This window comes from Glutamicibacter bergerei (genome assembly GCF_054495185.1).
The window spans coordinates 1,459,121-1,474,062 of record NZ_CM137131.1 but is presented as its reverse complement, the minus strand read 5'-3'; the positions used below and the strand labels follow the sequence as shown (position 1 = coordinate 1,474,062).

8 protein-coding genes and 4 pseudogenes are annotated in these 14,942 nt (G+C 52.3%); 5 read left to right on the top strand and 7 right to left on the bottom strand.

Translation table 11 applies throughout. From position 1 onward, the window contains the following. Window positions 1–2 precede the first annotated feature (2 nt). Window positions 3–428, bottom strand: coding sequence for a hypothetical protein (locus ACX5K5_RS06735; RefSeq protein WP_459175265.1), 426 nt, complete (start codon window positions 426–428; stop codon window positions 3–5). Window positions 429–1,318: 890 nt separating this feature from the next. Between ACX5K5_RS06735 and ACX5K5_RS06730 the strand changes: the two are divergent. After that, window positions 1,319–1,729 (top strand): annotated as a pseudogene (locus ACX5K5_RS06730) (transposase); the annotation flags it as partial. Between the two features lie 18 nt (window positions 1,730–1,747). Continuing rightward, a pseudogene (locus ACX5K5_RS06725) lies at window positions 1,748–2,068 on the top strand (ISL3 family transposase); the annotation flags it as partial. A gap of 262 nt (window positions 2,069–2,330) precedes the next feature. Here the strand turns inward: ACX5K5_RS06725 and ACX5K5_RS06720 are convergent. Then, window positions 2,331–3,619 (bottom strand): IS3 family transposase gene (locus tag ACX5K5_RS06720; protein WP_105650854.1). Its coding sequence is split into 2 segments (ribosomal slippage): window positions 2,331–3,346 and window positions 3,346–3,619, totalling 1,290 coding nucleotides; the frame shifts between segments, so codons are not numbered across the junction. Between the two features lie 365 nt (window positions 3,620–3,984). Here ACX5K5_RS06720 and ACX5K5_RS06715 point away from each other — a divergent pair. Further along, window positions 3,985–7,047 carry a glycosyltransferase gene (locus ACX5K5_RS06715; protein ID WP_459175264.1) on the top strand — a complete coding sequence of 1,021 codons (3,063 nt, stop codon included), beginning with the start codon at window positions 3,985–3,987 and terminating at the stop codon, window positions 7,045–7,047. Window positions 7,048–7,527: 480 nt separating this feature from the next. Continuing rightward, window positions 7,528–7,850, top strand: a pseudogene (locus tag ACX5K5_RS06710) (transposase); the annotation flags it as partial. A gap of 45 nt (window positions 7,851–7,895) precedes the next feature. On the opposite strand, the gene ACX5K5_RS06705 reads toward ACX5K5_RS06710, so the two are convergent. From ACX5K5_RS06705 to ACX5K5_RS06695, 3 genes are read right to left on the bottom strand one after another with little or no spacing between them, the layout of a single operon-like run. Continuing rightward, window positions 7,896–8,930, bottom strand: a complete 1,035-nt coding sequence (locus ACX5K5_RS06705; RefSeq protein ID WP_459175263.1) for a tyrosine-type recombinase/integrase — start codon at window positions 8,928–8,930, stop codon at window positions 7,896–7,898. Further along, the gene (locus ACX5K5_RS06700; protein WP_459175262.1) at window positions 8,927–9,871 is read right to left on the bottom strand and encodes a tyrosine-type recombinase/integrase; all 945 of its coding nucleotides are present in this window, start codon (window positions 9,869–9,871) and stop codon (window positions 8,927–8,929) included. The genes ACX5K5_RS06705 and ACX5K5_RS06700 overlap by 4 nt, the downstream gene beginning before the upstream one ends. Continuing rightward, window positions 9,868–11,100, bottom strand: coding sequence for a tyrosine-type recombinase/integrase (locus ACX5K5_RS06695; RefSeq protein WP_459175261.1), 1,233 nt, complete (start codon window positions 11,098–11,100; stop codon window positions 9,868–9,870). Before ACX5K5_RS06695 ends, ACX5K5_RS06700 begins: the two co-directional genes overlap by 4 nt. 155 nt (window positions 11,101–11,255) lie before the next feature. On the opposite strand from ACX5K5_RS06695, the pseudogene ACX5K5_RS06690 reads away from it, so the two are divergent. Beyond that, a pseudogene (locus ACX5K5_RS06690) lies at window positions 11,256–12,323 on the top strand (DDE-type integrase/transposase/recombinase); the annotation flags it as partial. A 115-nt stretch (window positions 12,324–12,438) separates the two neighbouring features. On the opposite strand, the gene ACX5K5_RS06685 reads toward ACX5K5_RS06690, so the two are convergent. Further along, window positions 12,439–13,863, bottom strand: coding sequence for a sugar nucleotide-binding protein (locus ACX5K5_RS06685; protein ID WP_459175260.1), 1,425 nt, complete (start codon window positions 13,861–13,863; stop codon window positions 12,439–12,441). A gap of 65 nt (window positions 13,864–13,928) precedes the next feature. Further along, on the bottom strand, window positions 13,929–14,927 hold the full coding sequence (gene rfbB, locus ACX5K5_RS06680; RefSeq protein ID WP_459175259.1) for a dTDP-glucose 4,6-dehydratase: 999 nt from the start codon (window positions 14,925–14,927) through the stop codon (window positions 13,929–13,931). Window positions 14,928–14,942: the final 15 nt, after the last annotated feature.

The following is a 14,942-nucleotide window of genomic DNA, read 5'->3' as shown; positions in this document are numbered from 1 at the left end:
ATTTATTTCCCTCCGGGATTATGCTGGGCGTTAGCTGAAATTACTTCAACGAAATTTAAATTAGCGTGTAAGCTCAGATCTTTTACCGTAATTCGAATGTGTTCTGGGAAGGGTGTCTCACTCTTTCGAGCCCACCGCGCAATTACAAATTCAAGTTCACCCTTTACGTCAAGTCGATCTTCTTCCATACCGATGACAAGAGTGGAAATTCCTCCGCCAACATATTGGTACTTAGCATCCAGTCCTTGCGAAAAGTACGTCTCGCATTTTTTCGAAAAGTTCTTGATCTGCGATTGCTCTGGAAGTAGAACGAATTCTCTGTCAGACCCTTCTGCCTGCACTATTAACTCAAGTGGCACCGAGTTTGGGGGCAAGTTAAAGGTATATTTTCTACTCTCCAACGCATCTATTTTCCCAAAATAACTCATTGTAAACAACTTTCTTTATGTCATTGGTACTCAGCTATGGCCCGGTATACCTATTTTCAAACTTCGTTGACGGACTGTAAACCGAGATACGTGGCGGACGTCTTTTGAGAAAGTACTCATTCTCCAACTCGTACCCTTCACGCCCGTACAACCATAGATTGATTTCATCCAACAACCATTCAAAACTCTATCGATGTCATGTTATCAGGTGTAAAGTCCTGTTTCAGTAAGGACTTCCAGGGTACCAAGGAGATATTCACCGTAGTATTTTGCAAGTAGATTTGTCGTTGCCTGACGTTCTCCTTAGGCCCTAAACGACTCGTTAAGCCCGAAGAGGATTAGGGGTTGTCGGCCGACCAGTCCTGGCGCGGAAAATTAACTCTTTGTAATTATTGGGGGTGATCGGCCAGAGAATCGCTGGCAGGGCGATACGGGTTCTTCCGTCGCGATGTGATTTATACATCGTCTGCCCGGTATGTAGTTCGCAGCTCATTACCTCCGAGGAACATATGAGGTGTCGGCCTGCAGCTCGATATGGTGTTCTGCCCTTCCTTGTCCAGAAGTCAGGCCGTTACCACCGAGGTTGAAATGGCAGCATGGTGTTTTTTGATTAGTGACGCAACGCCCGAAACTGTGCGTCTATCATCAAGTGGTTGTAAGAGTTTGCTAGCAACCGTTGGCCGTCCTTGAACAAGGAATAGTTCAAAGGAGCATTAGACATGAACAGCACAGACAGCGAAATAATCCTAGGCCTAGACGTCGGCGAAACCGACCGCTGGGCTTGGGCCGTCACCAAAGACGGCAATAAAATCTGGAACAAAATCAGGCCTATTGACGAAGCCGAACTGACGCGGTCAACTAAAACCTCACTGCTCAAGGAGCAATTTTGGCGGTATAGAATCAGCAGACTTACTGTCTGGGCCAGACCCATCATGGTTACCTTAGACGAGCACCGTGTCATCGTGGTCGGCGCCGACGCGAAGAATTAGTCATCACGTAGATGACTAGTCAGCTGTTCTCCTTGCACGCCCCGCGAGCTATCGTCGCTAATCACCTTGAAGCCATGGCGGAGGCACCTTCTCCACCCGGTCCTGACATCTCGTCAAATCTCTGGCAAGAAGTTCGCTACTGTTGCGGTGCTGGCTTCCTACGTTGGATTAGCGCCGACCCCATGCCAGTCAGGGACCTCGGTCAAGTTAGATCGCATCCATCATTCACTCAACAAACGCTTGAAGCGAGCTCTATGTTTACGCTCTGACCAAGCACTCATGGCGTTGGCTCACCGTCGGTTAACAGTACTTTCGCTAAGTTTCGCGATTCGACGCCCCGCTTACGAAACGTTTGAAAAGCGTCCCACTGTCGTGGTGATCAAACGACGTCACTGACACTGCAACCACTGTCAACCTGTCTGGGGTGAAGATCTTAGCCGAGCAGTGAAATCCAAGCAGAAAATCAGCCATGCACTCCTACACTGGGCACTGACCGGGGTGGTCTGCCAGCACTTGTCGGTCTCGCGGATCGCAGATGTCTTGGGCGTCACCAATAATACCGCCAAAGAGCCGGTATTGTCTGAAGGAGTCCGGCTATTCATTGATGATCCTACCCGGTTCAACGGTGTCAAGGTTTTAGGAGTTGGTGACGCGTCATACCCTAAATTTGATCATCAGAGACGTGGAATAGCTCTGCTGAGTCACGGAACGGACTGTTAGAGCAACTAGGTGGTGTCGGGTTGGGACTCAAAAATTTGGCTCACTAGATCGCACACTCATGCTTGGAGACCGGTAAGTTTATGCCCGGTCTACACCCTCAATCCTGAAGAGCCATTTAGAGTCTACATCCACTTAATACGGTTCTGAACTCGCTTTTATAACCTGCATAGCCAGGCATGAACCGTCCCGGAAATCATGCCGCCGTCTTATGTGCGGCAGCGTCGGGTAACGAGCCTGTCATTTCATCATAGTAGGCACGCTCAAATTCCTCGGGAGTTTGGTGATCCAACGAGGAATGCAAGCGATCATTGTTGTACCAAAAGACCCAGTCGAAGACGACCTCAACGACATCTGATTCGGTCTTCAACGCACCACTGCGGAAGGGAGAACCCTTGGCCACGGCTTCATTCTTGAATAATCCCATGACCGTTTCGGCAGCCGCATTGTCGTAAGCATCCCCGACACTGCCAATCGACGGAACCAGCCCCTCAATTTCTAAGGTGTCGGTGTAACGGATCGAGGTATATTGCGAGCCAGCGTCCGAATGATGTAGAAGTCCCTTGTCAACTGGTCTTTTGGTGTGTTTTCGGCGCCATAAAGCCATCTTCAAGCACTGTTCCACGAAGGCGGTGTCTTTCACCGTGGAGGTTTCCCACCCGACGATCGCCCGTGAATACAGATCGATCACCAAGGCCACGTAGACGAACCCGGAATACACCGGCACGTAAGTGAAATCTGTGACCCAAATACGGTTAGGGGCACTGGCGCTGAAGTTCCGATTCAGTAGGTCGCCAGCTCGTTTGCCGTCCTTGCCAGGGATCGTGGTGCGGGTCTTACGTCCACGAATCAGGCCGTTCATGCCCTCGTCACGCATGAGTCGGTCAACGGTGTGTTTGGAGACCTCGGGGAAGCCGTTGCGCCGCAGCCAAGCGGTCATCTTTCGCCGGCCATAAAGGATTTCTGGCTTCGGTCTTCCTTTAGCGTCTAACACTTTGAGGCTGCGTAACGTGTCAATGACCTTGGCATCTTCAACTGCTCGCAGGGCCGGAATCCTTATTTTCCAGGCCCGGTAGGTTCGTGCGGCGACCTGCACGCCCTGCTCACGCAGGACGGCGCAGATCGACTCGACCGCATGACCTTCGGCCCGCTGCTCATCAACGAATCGGCAGATTAGCGGCGGCGAGGGTCGAGTTCCCTCGCGAAGAAAATCGATGCAGCTTTCAAGATTTCGTTGGCTTCCTTCAAATCCCGATTCTCCGCCCGCAACGCCTTGAGCTCATCGAGTTCGGTAGTGGTTGGGCCGTCCTTCTCACCGGTGTCGACCTGGGCTTGGAGCACCCAGCGACGCAATGATTCGGGACCGACATCCAGCTTCGGAGCCAGAGCCTTGCACGCTGCATACACGGAAGGATATTCAGAGAGCCGGTCCACAACCATCGCTACGGCGCGGTCACGAACTTCGGCAGGATACTTCTTGGGCATGGTTTCTATCTTTCTCTCGAAAGACAGCGGCATCAAATCAGGGACGGTTCAGGCACGAGTTATTTTCGGTTTCAACCCAACGGCTAGAATCGCGTATCCTAGCGAGGGTGCAATAGATGTTTCTGACGGGCGGGATCGGCTGAAAGTTGTTGCTAATCAAACGGACCATATACCCAAACCAGAATCGGTCTGCTATGTGTCATCGCGAAGCCAGTGGAAACTGAAGATGCGGTACCAAAGTAATCTAACGTTAACTTGTGTACGTTGCCAGCTGTCGTGAATTTGAGACAGGATATGGCAAGTAAAAAATAATCTATTTAATTTTAGTAATCAACTACTACTTTGTTCGAGAGTATCGCAGAAATATGAATAATTCATTTGATCAGTATTCAGACGTAGAGATATTGTTAAAATCTGGGATTTTCGATCGCCACTGGTATTCAGCTCAAAGTGATCGATATTTCCGCAGTTGGCAAGCAGCGGCTGAAGATTTCATTAATTATGGAATGTCTCAAGAAATGTCGCCTCACCCGCTGATGGATGTAAGAACTTGGCCGGCACACTTGCGGAGCGCATGGAAGGAAGGCAAGCTCGCTGAGGTAATGCGATGGTTCCGGCGACCGCTAGAACTGCAGCCAATGATAGGTCCACTTCTCGTCCCGAACTTGCTTGATCGCACCGATGGGGTCATTTCCTCGGACGCTGTGTCTAGCCACCTGGGCGGCACTCTCGGCTGGTTATTAGAAAATGCTCCAGATGGCTATAGTGTGAAATTTTCTGAGGGGGAATGGATCTGGAACGACGTCCTGGCATCCAAAAATACAGTTGTTAATACTATAAAGTCACATACCTATAGATCGCGGAAACGTACCTTAACTTCTTGGGATCACGCGGCAGAACTTGCCTGGCGCAAACAAATCTCCTCCATTACGCTTCCTCCTTCGAACCCAGAAATTCCGTTGGTCAGCGTTATTATGCCGGCGTGGAATCGCGCAGATTCGATTGCGAAAGCCATTCGATCGGTCCAACGCCAAACTCTCACAAATTGGGAACTGATAATAGTTGATGATGGCTCTACTGATTCAACAAGCGCAGTCGTTCGATTAATAGCCGAAACTGATCAGCGCATAATTTTTGTTAATGCACCCCATAATGGCGTTTGCGCCGCTCGAAACATTGGTCTACAACGTGCATCTGGTAGTTGGGTATCTTTCCTTGATACGGACAATGAATGGCCAAAAGACTACCTTGAACTTTCGATAAAGGGAGCGAAACAGTCGGGTTCCAGGGCTGTCTATGCTGCCCTTGAGCTACATAACTCCGGTAAAGTCAGCTATCGGGCATATCAGGGTGGCTTTGAAGAACTGATGATTGTCAATCATATCGATCTCAATGTATTAACGATTGATCGTGAGCTGGCGTTGGAGACAGGCGGGTTTGATGAGTCTCTTAAGCGGTGGGTTGATCATGACTTCGCGATCCGAATTTCGAAGCATGTTTCACCAACCCTGCTCCCGTTTATAGGTTGCAAGTATTGGGATGAGCGTGAGTCTCCGAATCGTATTACCACCTCGGAAGCCGAGGCATGGCAATGGGTTGTCTTAGGTAACAACTTGATTGATTGGCGAGAAATGACTGATCGTGATTCGGTCGCTGGTCGGGTGACAATTTCCATACCGGTATATCAGGACTGGAAAATGACCGCGCGTGCGGTACGGAACGTGCTCGATCGGTCAGGGCAGATCGACATTGAAGTAATTATCGTCGACAACGGTTCTGCTTATTACTACAGTGTTGTGCTCGGCCTTCTATTCGATTCTAACCCGCGTGTAAAGTACGTTCGGCTACCTAGAAATCTTAACTTTGCTGTGGGCTCTAATTACGGAGCATACATTGGAACGGGTGAATATACTTGTTTCTTAAACAATGACACTGTCGTGCAAGACGGATGGCTTGCGCCGATGGTTCAACGACTTGAGAATAAGTCTGTTCTGGCCTGTCAACCTCTTTTGTTGTACCCCGATGACTCCATTCAAACAGCTGGCACAGTTTTCATGGCGGAAAACCGCTTACCAGGCCATTTTTTGGCAAATCATCCGCCAGAAGACGCTGCAACGGTAGCAGAAAATAAATTCTCAGCCATAACAGGTGCGTGCATGCTTTGGCGGACTGCAGATATTGCTGCCATGAGGGGCTTCGATCCATTCTTTGTTAATGGGATGGAAGACATCGATCTTTGTTTGAGGGCAATTGAATCGAAGTCTGGATATTTTGCTGTTGAGCCAGAAGCACGCGTTACACATCATGAGAGTAAAACCCCCGGACGTGGACGAAATATCGTTTCCAACCGACATGCATTTATGACACGATGGAACGGTCGACTGCCTTCACCCGACACTGAAATGTACATTCGTGCTGGCTTCGAACTTGCACACGTCGGCGGTGATACTAACCTTATCCCGTCTCCTCGGCCGTTAGTTATTCGGCCAAAGCACTCCACCCGTCAACGGTGGGGAATTCGATATGCCGCGATTGGGGGCTCAAATGGCGATAAATGGGGCGACACCCACTACGTTCGTTCTCTGGCCGACGGGTTACGTACCCAAGGGCGGGAAGTAGTTACCTACCGTCACAGTCATAACAACGATGGCCGACAGGTATTCGATGACGTCAACTTAGTCATTAGGGGATTAGACAAAATCTCCCCAATACCTGGAGCGATTAACGTTCTTTGGGTCATAAGTCACCCAGAAGATGTATCGATCGAAGAAATTCGTTCATATGACCTCGTCTACGCGTCCTCTTCCATATGGGCCAAGAAAATGACCTCTCTAAGTGGAAGAAAAGTCAAGACCCTACTACAAGCAACAGATTCACGTAGTTTTCACCTTCCGGTGTCGGACACAGTAGAACGTTCAAGACCCACTACTTTTGTAGGAGCCAATACTAGAAATCGTGCTCGGTTAGTGGTTTCGGACGCTATAACGTCTGGAGTTGACCTCCGCATAATTGGACACGGGTGGTCTCATATTCTTGAACCGCAAATGTACGAAGCGGAAGGTATCGATAACAGCCGATTAGGTGACTATTATCGATCATCAAAACGAGTTTTAGCAGATCATTGGCCCGATATGGCTATACAAGGCTTCATCCAGAACCGTATTTTTGATGCTGTGGCTTGCGGCACGCCAGTTATTTCTGACAAGGTCGAAGGTCTACCTGAAGTCTTTGGAAAAATGGTTCAGACATTTGATTCGTTAGATAAACTGCGGTGGCTTTGCAGTCCCGATGGCCTCAGCGCATTTGGTTCAGAGGAAGAAAGACGTGCCCAATCGCTCCAAATTATTGAGCATCACTCCTTTGAAGTCAGGGCACGAACTCTGACAAAAGATGTTACCAAATGGTTAGCAAATAAGTCTTCTAGCTAAGCGCCTCTACGTCGGCGTGATATTCACGGTAACTACTCCGCACCTCAAAATCCTTACAGTTGATCCAGTCACCTAATGGTGGATTAGATAAATACTGTAGCGGGACAGGTCGCAAGGGTATGGCATCAGTTCACCATCGGTGTCATACCCTTAACTAGATCCCCGCTGCGTCATGCCATCAACTCCAGGAATTAAGCTCCTCATCCGGCTATCCTCATCGATTGCCGGGCATTGACCCAGAATTTGAAACTGTTATTCTCTGAAGCCAACTCTTCGTAAGATGAGTGGTTCCGCTACGTATCGTGGTTCTAGTACACTGCCCTCGGACTCAGTCCAACCGCCAATCGGCAGCTCCCTACGTGTCAGGCTTGAACGGTACCAACGCTACATAGCAAATCCACCCCAGCACGTAGGGCGAGAAGCAGGAAATCATCCTCAATGTCTGACCTAGCCACAACCGTCATAGGACAAGATAGTCCTATAACTACTCCCGGACCCCGCGCCGGTGGACCGTCCCGACGCAGGACGTTCACCCCCACCGAGAAACTTGAACTGCTCACCGGTTACGATGAAGCTATCGCCGAGCAAAAGGGCGGAGCTTACCTGCGTGAGCATGGCGTGTATTCCTCGCATATCGCCGAATGGCGCAAGCTACGCGACGCTGGAGTCCTCGACGGAAAACAGTTGGAGCCCATATTGGCAAGCTCAGCGCCGAACAGGCCGAGATTGCCCGCTTGCGCCGCCAGTTAGAGGTGAGTGAGGGCAAGCGGAAGAAGACCGAGAATGCCCTGGAAATCATGGGTTATGCCGAGAATCGAATTATGCCGATGTTTGCCTGATAGGCCTCCTCAGCCACGGGTGTCTGATTGATTTCTCGGAATAAGAATCAGAGTTCCTCCAAGAAGGATAAGAGCGAATCCGGAGGCTTGTATCGTCCCGGCCCGGTCGCGGGTGGCGCAGTTCGGTCGAGGGCACGCTGCTTGATGGTCATGTCCGCATGGAGGTAGGCGCGAATCGATTCCTTGCTGGAATGACCAAGCCAGAGCGATATTGTGGCCGAGTCTATGCCGACGGCCAACATCCGCATGGCACAAGTGTGCCGCAGAACATGAGGGGTAACGTCCTTGCGTTTCAAGGTGGGGCAGTCCGTAGCCGCTGTGCGCTGATGAACAGCCAGACGTTGGGCGATAGCATCGGGGGGTCATCGCGTGGTGGTCCACCTGGGTGGGGAAAATGGGACTGCTCGTTCCCAGCTGCGCATTCTCATCCCACCAAGTGGTGAGCACCGAAACCAGCCCTGAGTTGACCGGCGTGCTGCGCTCCTTGCGTCCTTTGTCTTTGCAAGCGACGTAGGCCGGAGCGTGTAGCTGCAAGTCTGTCCACCGAAGGTTGACGAGCTCAGAGACACGCAATCCGGTATGCAGCAGGAACTGGATCATCGCTTGGTCCCGTCGCCCGATCCAAGTTGTGGTTCTTGATGCCGCAGTCAGCGCTTTAGCTTCGGCATCGGAGAGGTAGTCGATGTCTTTCGTAGCTGTTTTCTTGGGCGCGAGCGCCAAGACTCTGCTGATAAGATCGGCATGTTCGGGGTGTCGGTAGGTGGCATAGTGGAAGAACGCATGAATTCCCGCCAGACGGGTATTCCGGGTGGACGGGCTGTTGCCCCGCACATCCTCCAAATAGGCCAGGAACTCCGTGATGTGTTGAACGTCGAGGTCCTCAAAATCCAGGGAGCTCGGTTCGAAGCGGTGCTTTTCGAAGAGAAAGGTGAGCAGCAGTCGCCACGTATCCCGGTAGGAGATTAGCGTGTTAGGGCTGACCGATTTCTGGCCCATCAAGTAGCTGGTGAAAAATGCTTCGAAGGTTGTCACGATGATGGTCATGGCAGTAGGGCTCCTTGATGTTGGGCGGTGCTGACTCGCTCCTCGACCAGCGCCAGTAGCTCGGGCACGGACGAGAGATACCAGTAGGTGCTTTCCGGGCTGACATGCCCGAGGTAGGTGGCCAGGACCACGATCCTGGCATCAACGTCAACGTCAACATCGTCCCGATAGACCTGAACCAGGGTGTTGGTCGCGAACGAATGTCTTAGATCATGCAATCGCGGCTTCTTGCCTTCGGGGCGCGGCGTGTAGTCAAGATTCACCCGTACGGTACGAAATGCCGCCTGCAGGCCGGTGGGATGCGGTCGGTTTCCAGTGGAACCGATGAAGAAAGAAATCACCTCAGCGCCGGGTATGGCGGCACGACTGAGACGGAGATAGTTTTTCAACGCGGCCACAGTGCTGGGGTCGATCGGGACGAGCCGGGTGCTGTTGTTCTTTCCGTGCACCGTCAAGATGCCGCTGGGCCAGTCGATATCTGCGAGGTTGAGTCCTAGGTATTCACTGATTCTCATCCCTGTTGCAGCCATCAAACCGATCAAGGTCTGCAAGGTCAGGCCGCGTATGAACGGTCGAAGTGAAAGGGCTTCACTCATCATCGACTCCACTTGGGAATCACTATAAATGTAGGGTTGCTGCCGGGTGGCGCGGGCGGGAATGAGTCCTGGAGGAATCGATGCGGCCAACAGCGGGTCACGGGCATGAACGTAGGCCGAGAACCCCCTGATCGCGCTCAAGCGTGCGGCCTTCGTGGGGTTAGCGGCCTCGGTCGGCAAGCACGACCAGATCACGGCGGTGTCTACCGTGAGGACTTCGTCGTTGATGTCGTGGAGGTAGTTCAGGTACCGCGTAATCATGGCATCGGCCACCTTTAGGTTGTGGCCCATGGCGTGCCGCAGCTGCAAATATTCGTCCTGGTAGCTGTCCAGTGACCGGTTCATGGCCGAGATCCCAAGGATTTTTGCTCCGCCGCCACCGGCCACGGCTTGACCAGGCTTCGCAGGTCCGCGAGGTGAACCTTGGCGTAAATCACGGTGGTTGAAGGGCTGGAATGGCGCAGTATTTGGGATGCTTCGGTCAGCGTTCCTCCGCTGTCCAGTACCTTGGTGGCCAGGCTGTGGCGCAGTCGATGTGCGCCGATCCGGGACCCGATATCTGTCCGTGATGCGCGAACTGTGACCATCTGGCTGATGGGTCCGCGGGCCAGAGGTCCATGTGGTCCCGGAACCTGGAGGAATATGTGGCGATCGGGGGATGCCGGACGGGTCCGAGTCAAATAGTCCACGATCGCTGCGCCAGCATCTACCGGCAGCGGTACGAGTTCGACATGTCCGGCCTTTCCCAGCACCCTGATGGTTCCGGAGTGCCAATCAATATCATCCAAAGTGAGATCTTGGACCTCACGGGCGCGAAGGCCCATCCTCACCATAATCAGCAGCAGTGCCTGGCTGCGCAAAGGCTGGACTTCGCGTGTCGAAGGGCCGGCGAGGAGAGCATCGATTTGGCTGGTGTTCAGAAATTTCGGAAGTCCTTTGTAGGGCGAGTAGGCGACCGGGCCAATGCCTGTGGCGACGGGCTGGTCGATGATTCTCTCCAGAAATAGCCAGCGGAAGAACGCGCGAAGCGCTGTTGCTGCAAGCCGGATCGAACCCGCCGATTGGGTGGCCCCGCGAAACAGCAAATAGTCCGTGACGTTAACTATCGACATCGATGCCCAGTCGGATCCGTTATGTCCTACCCGCCATTCCAGAAACGGTCTGACCTGGTTGAGGTAATTCAGCACCGTTGTTCCTCGCTGAGCCCGCTCAGTGACCAAGTAGTGCTCGAACCGGGACAGGATTGCTTCTTGGGCCGAGAACGTCGGTGGCGGGTCCGCAGTGCGTTCAATGCCGATGGATCGGAGGAAACCGGTAAATGCAGTCAACGCGCGCGATGTGTGAAAGTTGTGGTATCGCAATCGGCGCTCTGCAAAGAAAGAATTGATGACATGGTCCGATATCTCCCGGATGCTCAGCCCTTGCACATCCATCCAGCGTGATAAATGAGCAACAAGCTGGAGCTGATTCGACGTCGAGTCGGGCGAGTAGCCTAGCGTCGTCAAATAAGTGTGGAAACCTGTTGCCAGCGGCGCCAGTGGGCCAACGATAACAACCTTGCATGGATCTCCCATTACCTTTTGTCCTTCCATAGAAATGGGAAGACCAAGTATCTGCTCAGTGTCGTCTTATTCCGAGAAATCAACCAGACACCCGTGGCTGAGGAGGCCTATCAAGCAAACATCGGCATAATTCGATTCTCGGCATAACCCATGTAATTCCGATATCGGAATTACATGGGAAAACTCTCGGCGTTCTTCGAGAACGCCATCAGCGAGTCGCAGGAAGAACTGAAGTCCAAGAAGTAATGAAAGCCGCTTACCAGCAGCTTCTCTCGATCAAGATCCGCAACGCAACGCCGCTGACATGGTCGGTGTTTCACGCACCACGATGAATCGCAAACCGAGCAGGCTGCAAGATGCTCCGCGTCCCGCGCCGCCGAACAAGCTCAGCACCTTTGAACGGGCTGCGATTCTTAGCGCTTTGAATAGTCCTGATTGCGTGGATATGGCTCCGATGCAGGTCTATGCGAAGTTACTTGATGAAGGTCAATATTTGGGTTCTTTATCGACGTTTTACCGGGTGCTCAATGAGAATCGGCTGGTCAAGGAACGGCGCCGGTTGGCGAAGCATAAGCCGCGTGCGATCCCTGAGCTGGAAGCCACAGCTCCAGGTGAGGTGCTCAGTTGGGACCTCACAAAACTGGCTGCTCCGGTGAAGGGTAAGTATTTCGACTGTTATTTGATGGTCGATATTTATTCGCGGTATATCGTTGGCGCGCATGTGCACGCTACCGAGTCCGGCCTGCTGGCAGTGGAGATGATGAAGGAAATCTTTGGTGTTCATGGGATTCCACAGGTGGTTCATGCGGATCGTGGGACGAGTATGACGTCCAAGACGGTCGCGGCGTTGCTTTCTGATTTGGAAGTGACCAGGTCGCATTCGCGTCCTCGGGTGAGCAACGATAATCCCTACTCGGAGTCGTTATTTAAGACTTTGAAGTATGCTCCGCAGTTCCCTGAGCGTTTTTCTTCGTTGGGTGATGCAAGGCAGTTTATGAGTGGATTCGTGCAGTGGTACAACTGCTCATCAGCATTCGGGGATCGGGTTGCATACGCCGGCGGACGTTCATTTTGGGTTGGCTGCTTCGATTGCTGCGAAACGTTCACACACGTTGGCGGCGGCTCGTGCGCGGCATCCTGAACGCTTTAGTACGTCGCAGGATCCGAAGATTTTGGCGATGCCTGAAGCTGCGTGGATTAACAATCCGAAAGATCGGGCAGTTCAGGCCGCTTGATAGTTATTTAGACTCTTGTTGGTACCGTTTGACTTGAAAAATTCCGGCTCGGCAAATTTGTTCGGGTCGTTCAAGTGAACTAGCGCCGTTTACCAGCAATTACTAGTCTATAAATTTATTCTTGCCCCTGCATCCGCAAATAATCTTCAAGTGCGGCATGTTGATTTCGTGCCCGGAATCCAGTCTCTTCGATCTTTGACAGGTCCAATACGCTATTCAGCGGCCGTGGTGCCGCCTGTTTTCCCTGAAAATACTCTATCGTCGAGATCCCTGTAACATCCGACGTCGGGCGTCCTAGAAACCCGTACACACTTTGGGCGACATCCGCCCAACTCTGTGGTTCACCCGGGTTGGTGATGTTATAGATCCCGGACTCTGCTTGGCTTGCCAATAAGTGGTCGATACCAGAGGCCAGATCTTCCGCAAAGGTCAACCGCCCGATCTGGTCATCAACGACGCTAGGTTTAATGCCACGCTCGGCGAGGTTCGCCATGGTGCCCACAAAGTTACTACCCTCACCAATGACCCAACTAGTCCGGACGATGTAGTGGTTTGGGACCATTTCTACGATAGCCTCACCCGCGGCCTTTGTTTGGCCGTAAACTCCCAAGGGCGACACGAGTTCACCCTCTGTATGAATCTCATTGCTACCATCAAAAACATAATCGCTGGACACATGAACCAAGGTCAGCTGATTCTCGATACACGATTTAGCCAGCAACTTAACACCGGTAACGTTCGCTGCCCATGCTTCACAACGCCCGGCCTCTGTTTCCGCCTCATCAACCTTCGTGTAGGCACCAGCGTTAATGACAGTGTCGTAACCGGACCAGTCCATGCCATCATGGTGCTCCGGCTTGGTCAAGTCGAAGTCGGCGCGACTGGCGAACTCAACGTTTGAATCCCCCTCATACAACTTGCGTAGCGCACGGCCCAATTGACCTGCCGCACCGAGCACAAGCGTCTTACGGGAAGCCATGGGCGTCACCTGGCCAAGGGCAGGGTGTGCCCGGTCCTTATCTGAAAGTTCTGCATCCTCAAGCGCAATAGGCCACCGAATACCCACGGTCTCATCGGCCAAGTTCAAGAAAGTGTAACGAGACTGCGCTTGAGCGGACCAATGATCGTTGACCAAATAAGCATATGCCGTGCCATCAACAAGAGTCTGAAACGCATTGCCCACCCCACGCGGCACAAACACAGCCGTCGAAGCATCCATCTCCAAAGTAAAGGAATTACCGAAGCTCTCCCCCTCACGCAAGTCAACCCAAGCACCGAAGATTCGTCCGGTAGCCACCGACACAAATTTATCCCACGGCTCAGCATGAATGCCGCGCGTGGTACCAGCAGTTTCGTTGAACGAAATATTGTTCTGCACCGGCGCGAAATCCGGAAGCCCAGCGGCCACCATTTTTTCCCGCTGCCAGTTTTCCTTGAACCATCCACGGTTATCCCCATGCACGGGGAGCTGAACGACCATCATCCCAGGAATAGCAGAAACCGGGGTGACACTTAACTGCTGAGAGAATTCGATACCCATGGGTGGTGCAAACCGCCTAAAATTATTTGATGACTACACAAAGTTGACGGGGAAAAACCCCACAGCTATTGGCCTTGCGCCACGTACTTCGCCTCAGTAGCATCCTTCTGCGGACGCCACCACGACTCATGATCTCTATACCAAGCCACGGTAGCTTCTAGCCCCGCCTCAAAGTTTGCATATTCCGGGACCCAACCCAACTCAGTGCGCAACTTCGTGGAGTCAATCGCGTAACGCAGATCGTGTCCGGGGCGATCCGTTACATGGTCAAAAGAACCAGCAGGTTTGCCCATGATGGACAGAATAGTCTCAATGACATCCTTATTGTTCTTTTCCCCATCAGCGCCAATAAGGTAAGTCTCCCCAACCCGGCCACGGTTCAAAATCGTCCACACCGCCGAAGAATGGTCATCAGCGTGGATCCAGTCTCTGACGTTCTCCCCCACGCCGTAAAGCTTGGGGCGAATACCATCTATGACGTTGGTGATCTGCCGTGGAATGAACTTCTCCACGTGCTGATAAGGACCGTAATTGTTCGAACAATTACTGAGGGTCGCTGCGAGACCAAACGACCTTACCCAAGCACGAACCAGCAGATCAGACCCTGCCTTAGTCGAAGAATACGGGCTTGAAGGATTATATGGCGTCGATTCGGAGAAACGTTCGGGATCGTCGAGTTCCAGATCACCGTAAACTTCATCGGTAGAAATATGGTGAAACCGAACCGAGTGCTTGCGAACGGCCTCCAGCAACGTGAAAGTGCCGATGATGTTCGTCTCTACAAAAGGTTTAGGGTCGTGCAAAGAATTGTCATTGTGTGACTCCGCGGCGTAATGGACCACCGCATCCACCTCAGAGACCAGCGAATCAACCAGTACCGCATCGCAAATATCGCCTACGACTAGTCGGAATCGATTCCCGTCCAGCCCCGCCAACGACTCGCGGTTACCCGCGTAAGTCAGCTTATCCAACACCGTCACCGACACATCAGTGTGCTCCAGGAGATAGTGCACGAAATTGGAACCAATAAAGCCGGCACCGCCGGTCACGAGAACATGTTTCACATTCATAAGGGTACT

Excerpts from the sequence above, each read along its gene's own strand:
- ACX5K5_RS06700 (WP_459175262.1), bottom strand. The coding sequence starts at position 9,871 with ATGAACCGGTCACTGGACAGCTACCAGGACGAATATTTGCAGCTGCGG.
- ACX5K5_RS06705 (WP_459175263.1), bottom strand. The coding sequence starts at position 8,930 with ATGACCATCATCGTGACAACCTTCGAAGCATTTTTCACCAGCTACTTG.
- ACX5K5_RS06695 (WP_459175261.1), bottom strand. The coding sequence starts at position 11,100 with ATGGGAGATCCATGCAAGGTTGTTATCGTTGGCCCACTGGCGCCGCTG.
- ACX5K5_RS06685 (WP_459175260.1), bottom strand. The coding sequence starts at position 13,863 with ATGGGTATCGAATTCTCTCAGCAGTTAAGTGTCACCCCGGTTTCTGCT.
- ACX5K5_RS06735 (WP_459175265.1), bottom strand. The coding sequence starts at position 428 with ATGAGTTATTTTGGGAAAATAGATGCGTTGGAGAGTAGAAAATATACC.
- ACX5K5_RS06715 (WP_459175264.1), top strand. The coding sequence starts at position 3,985 with ATGAATAATTCATTTGATCAGTATTCAGACGTAGAGATATTGTTAAAA.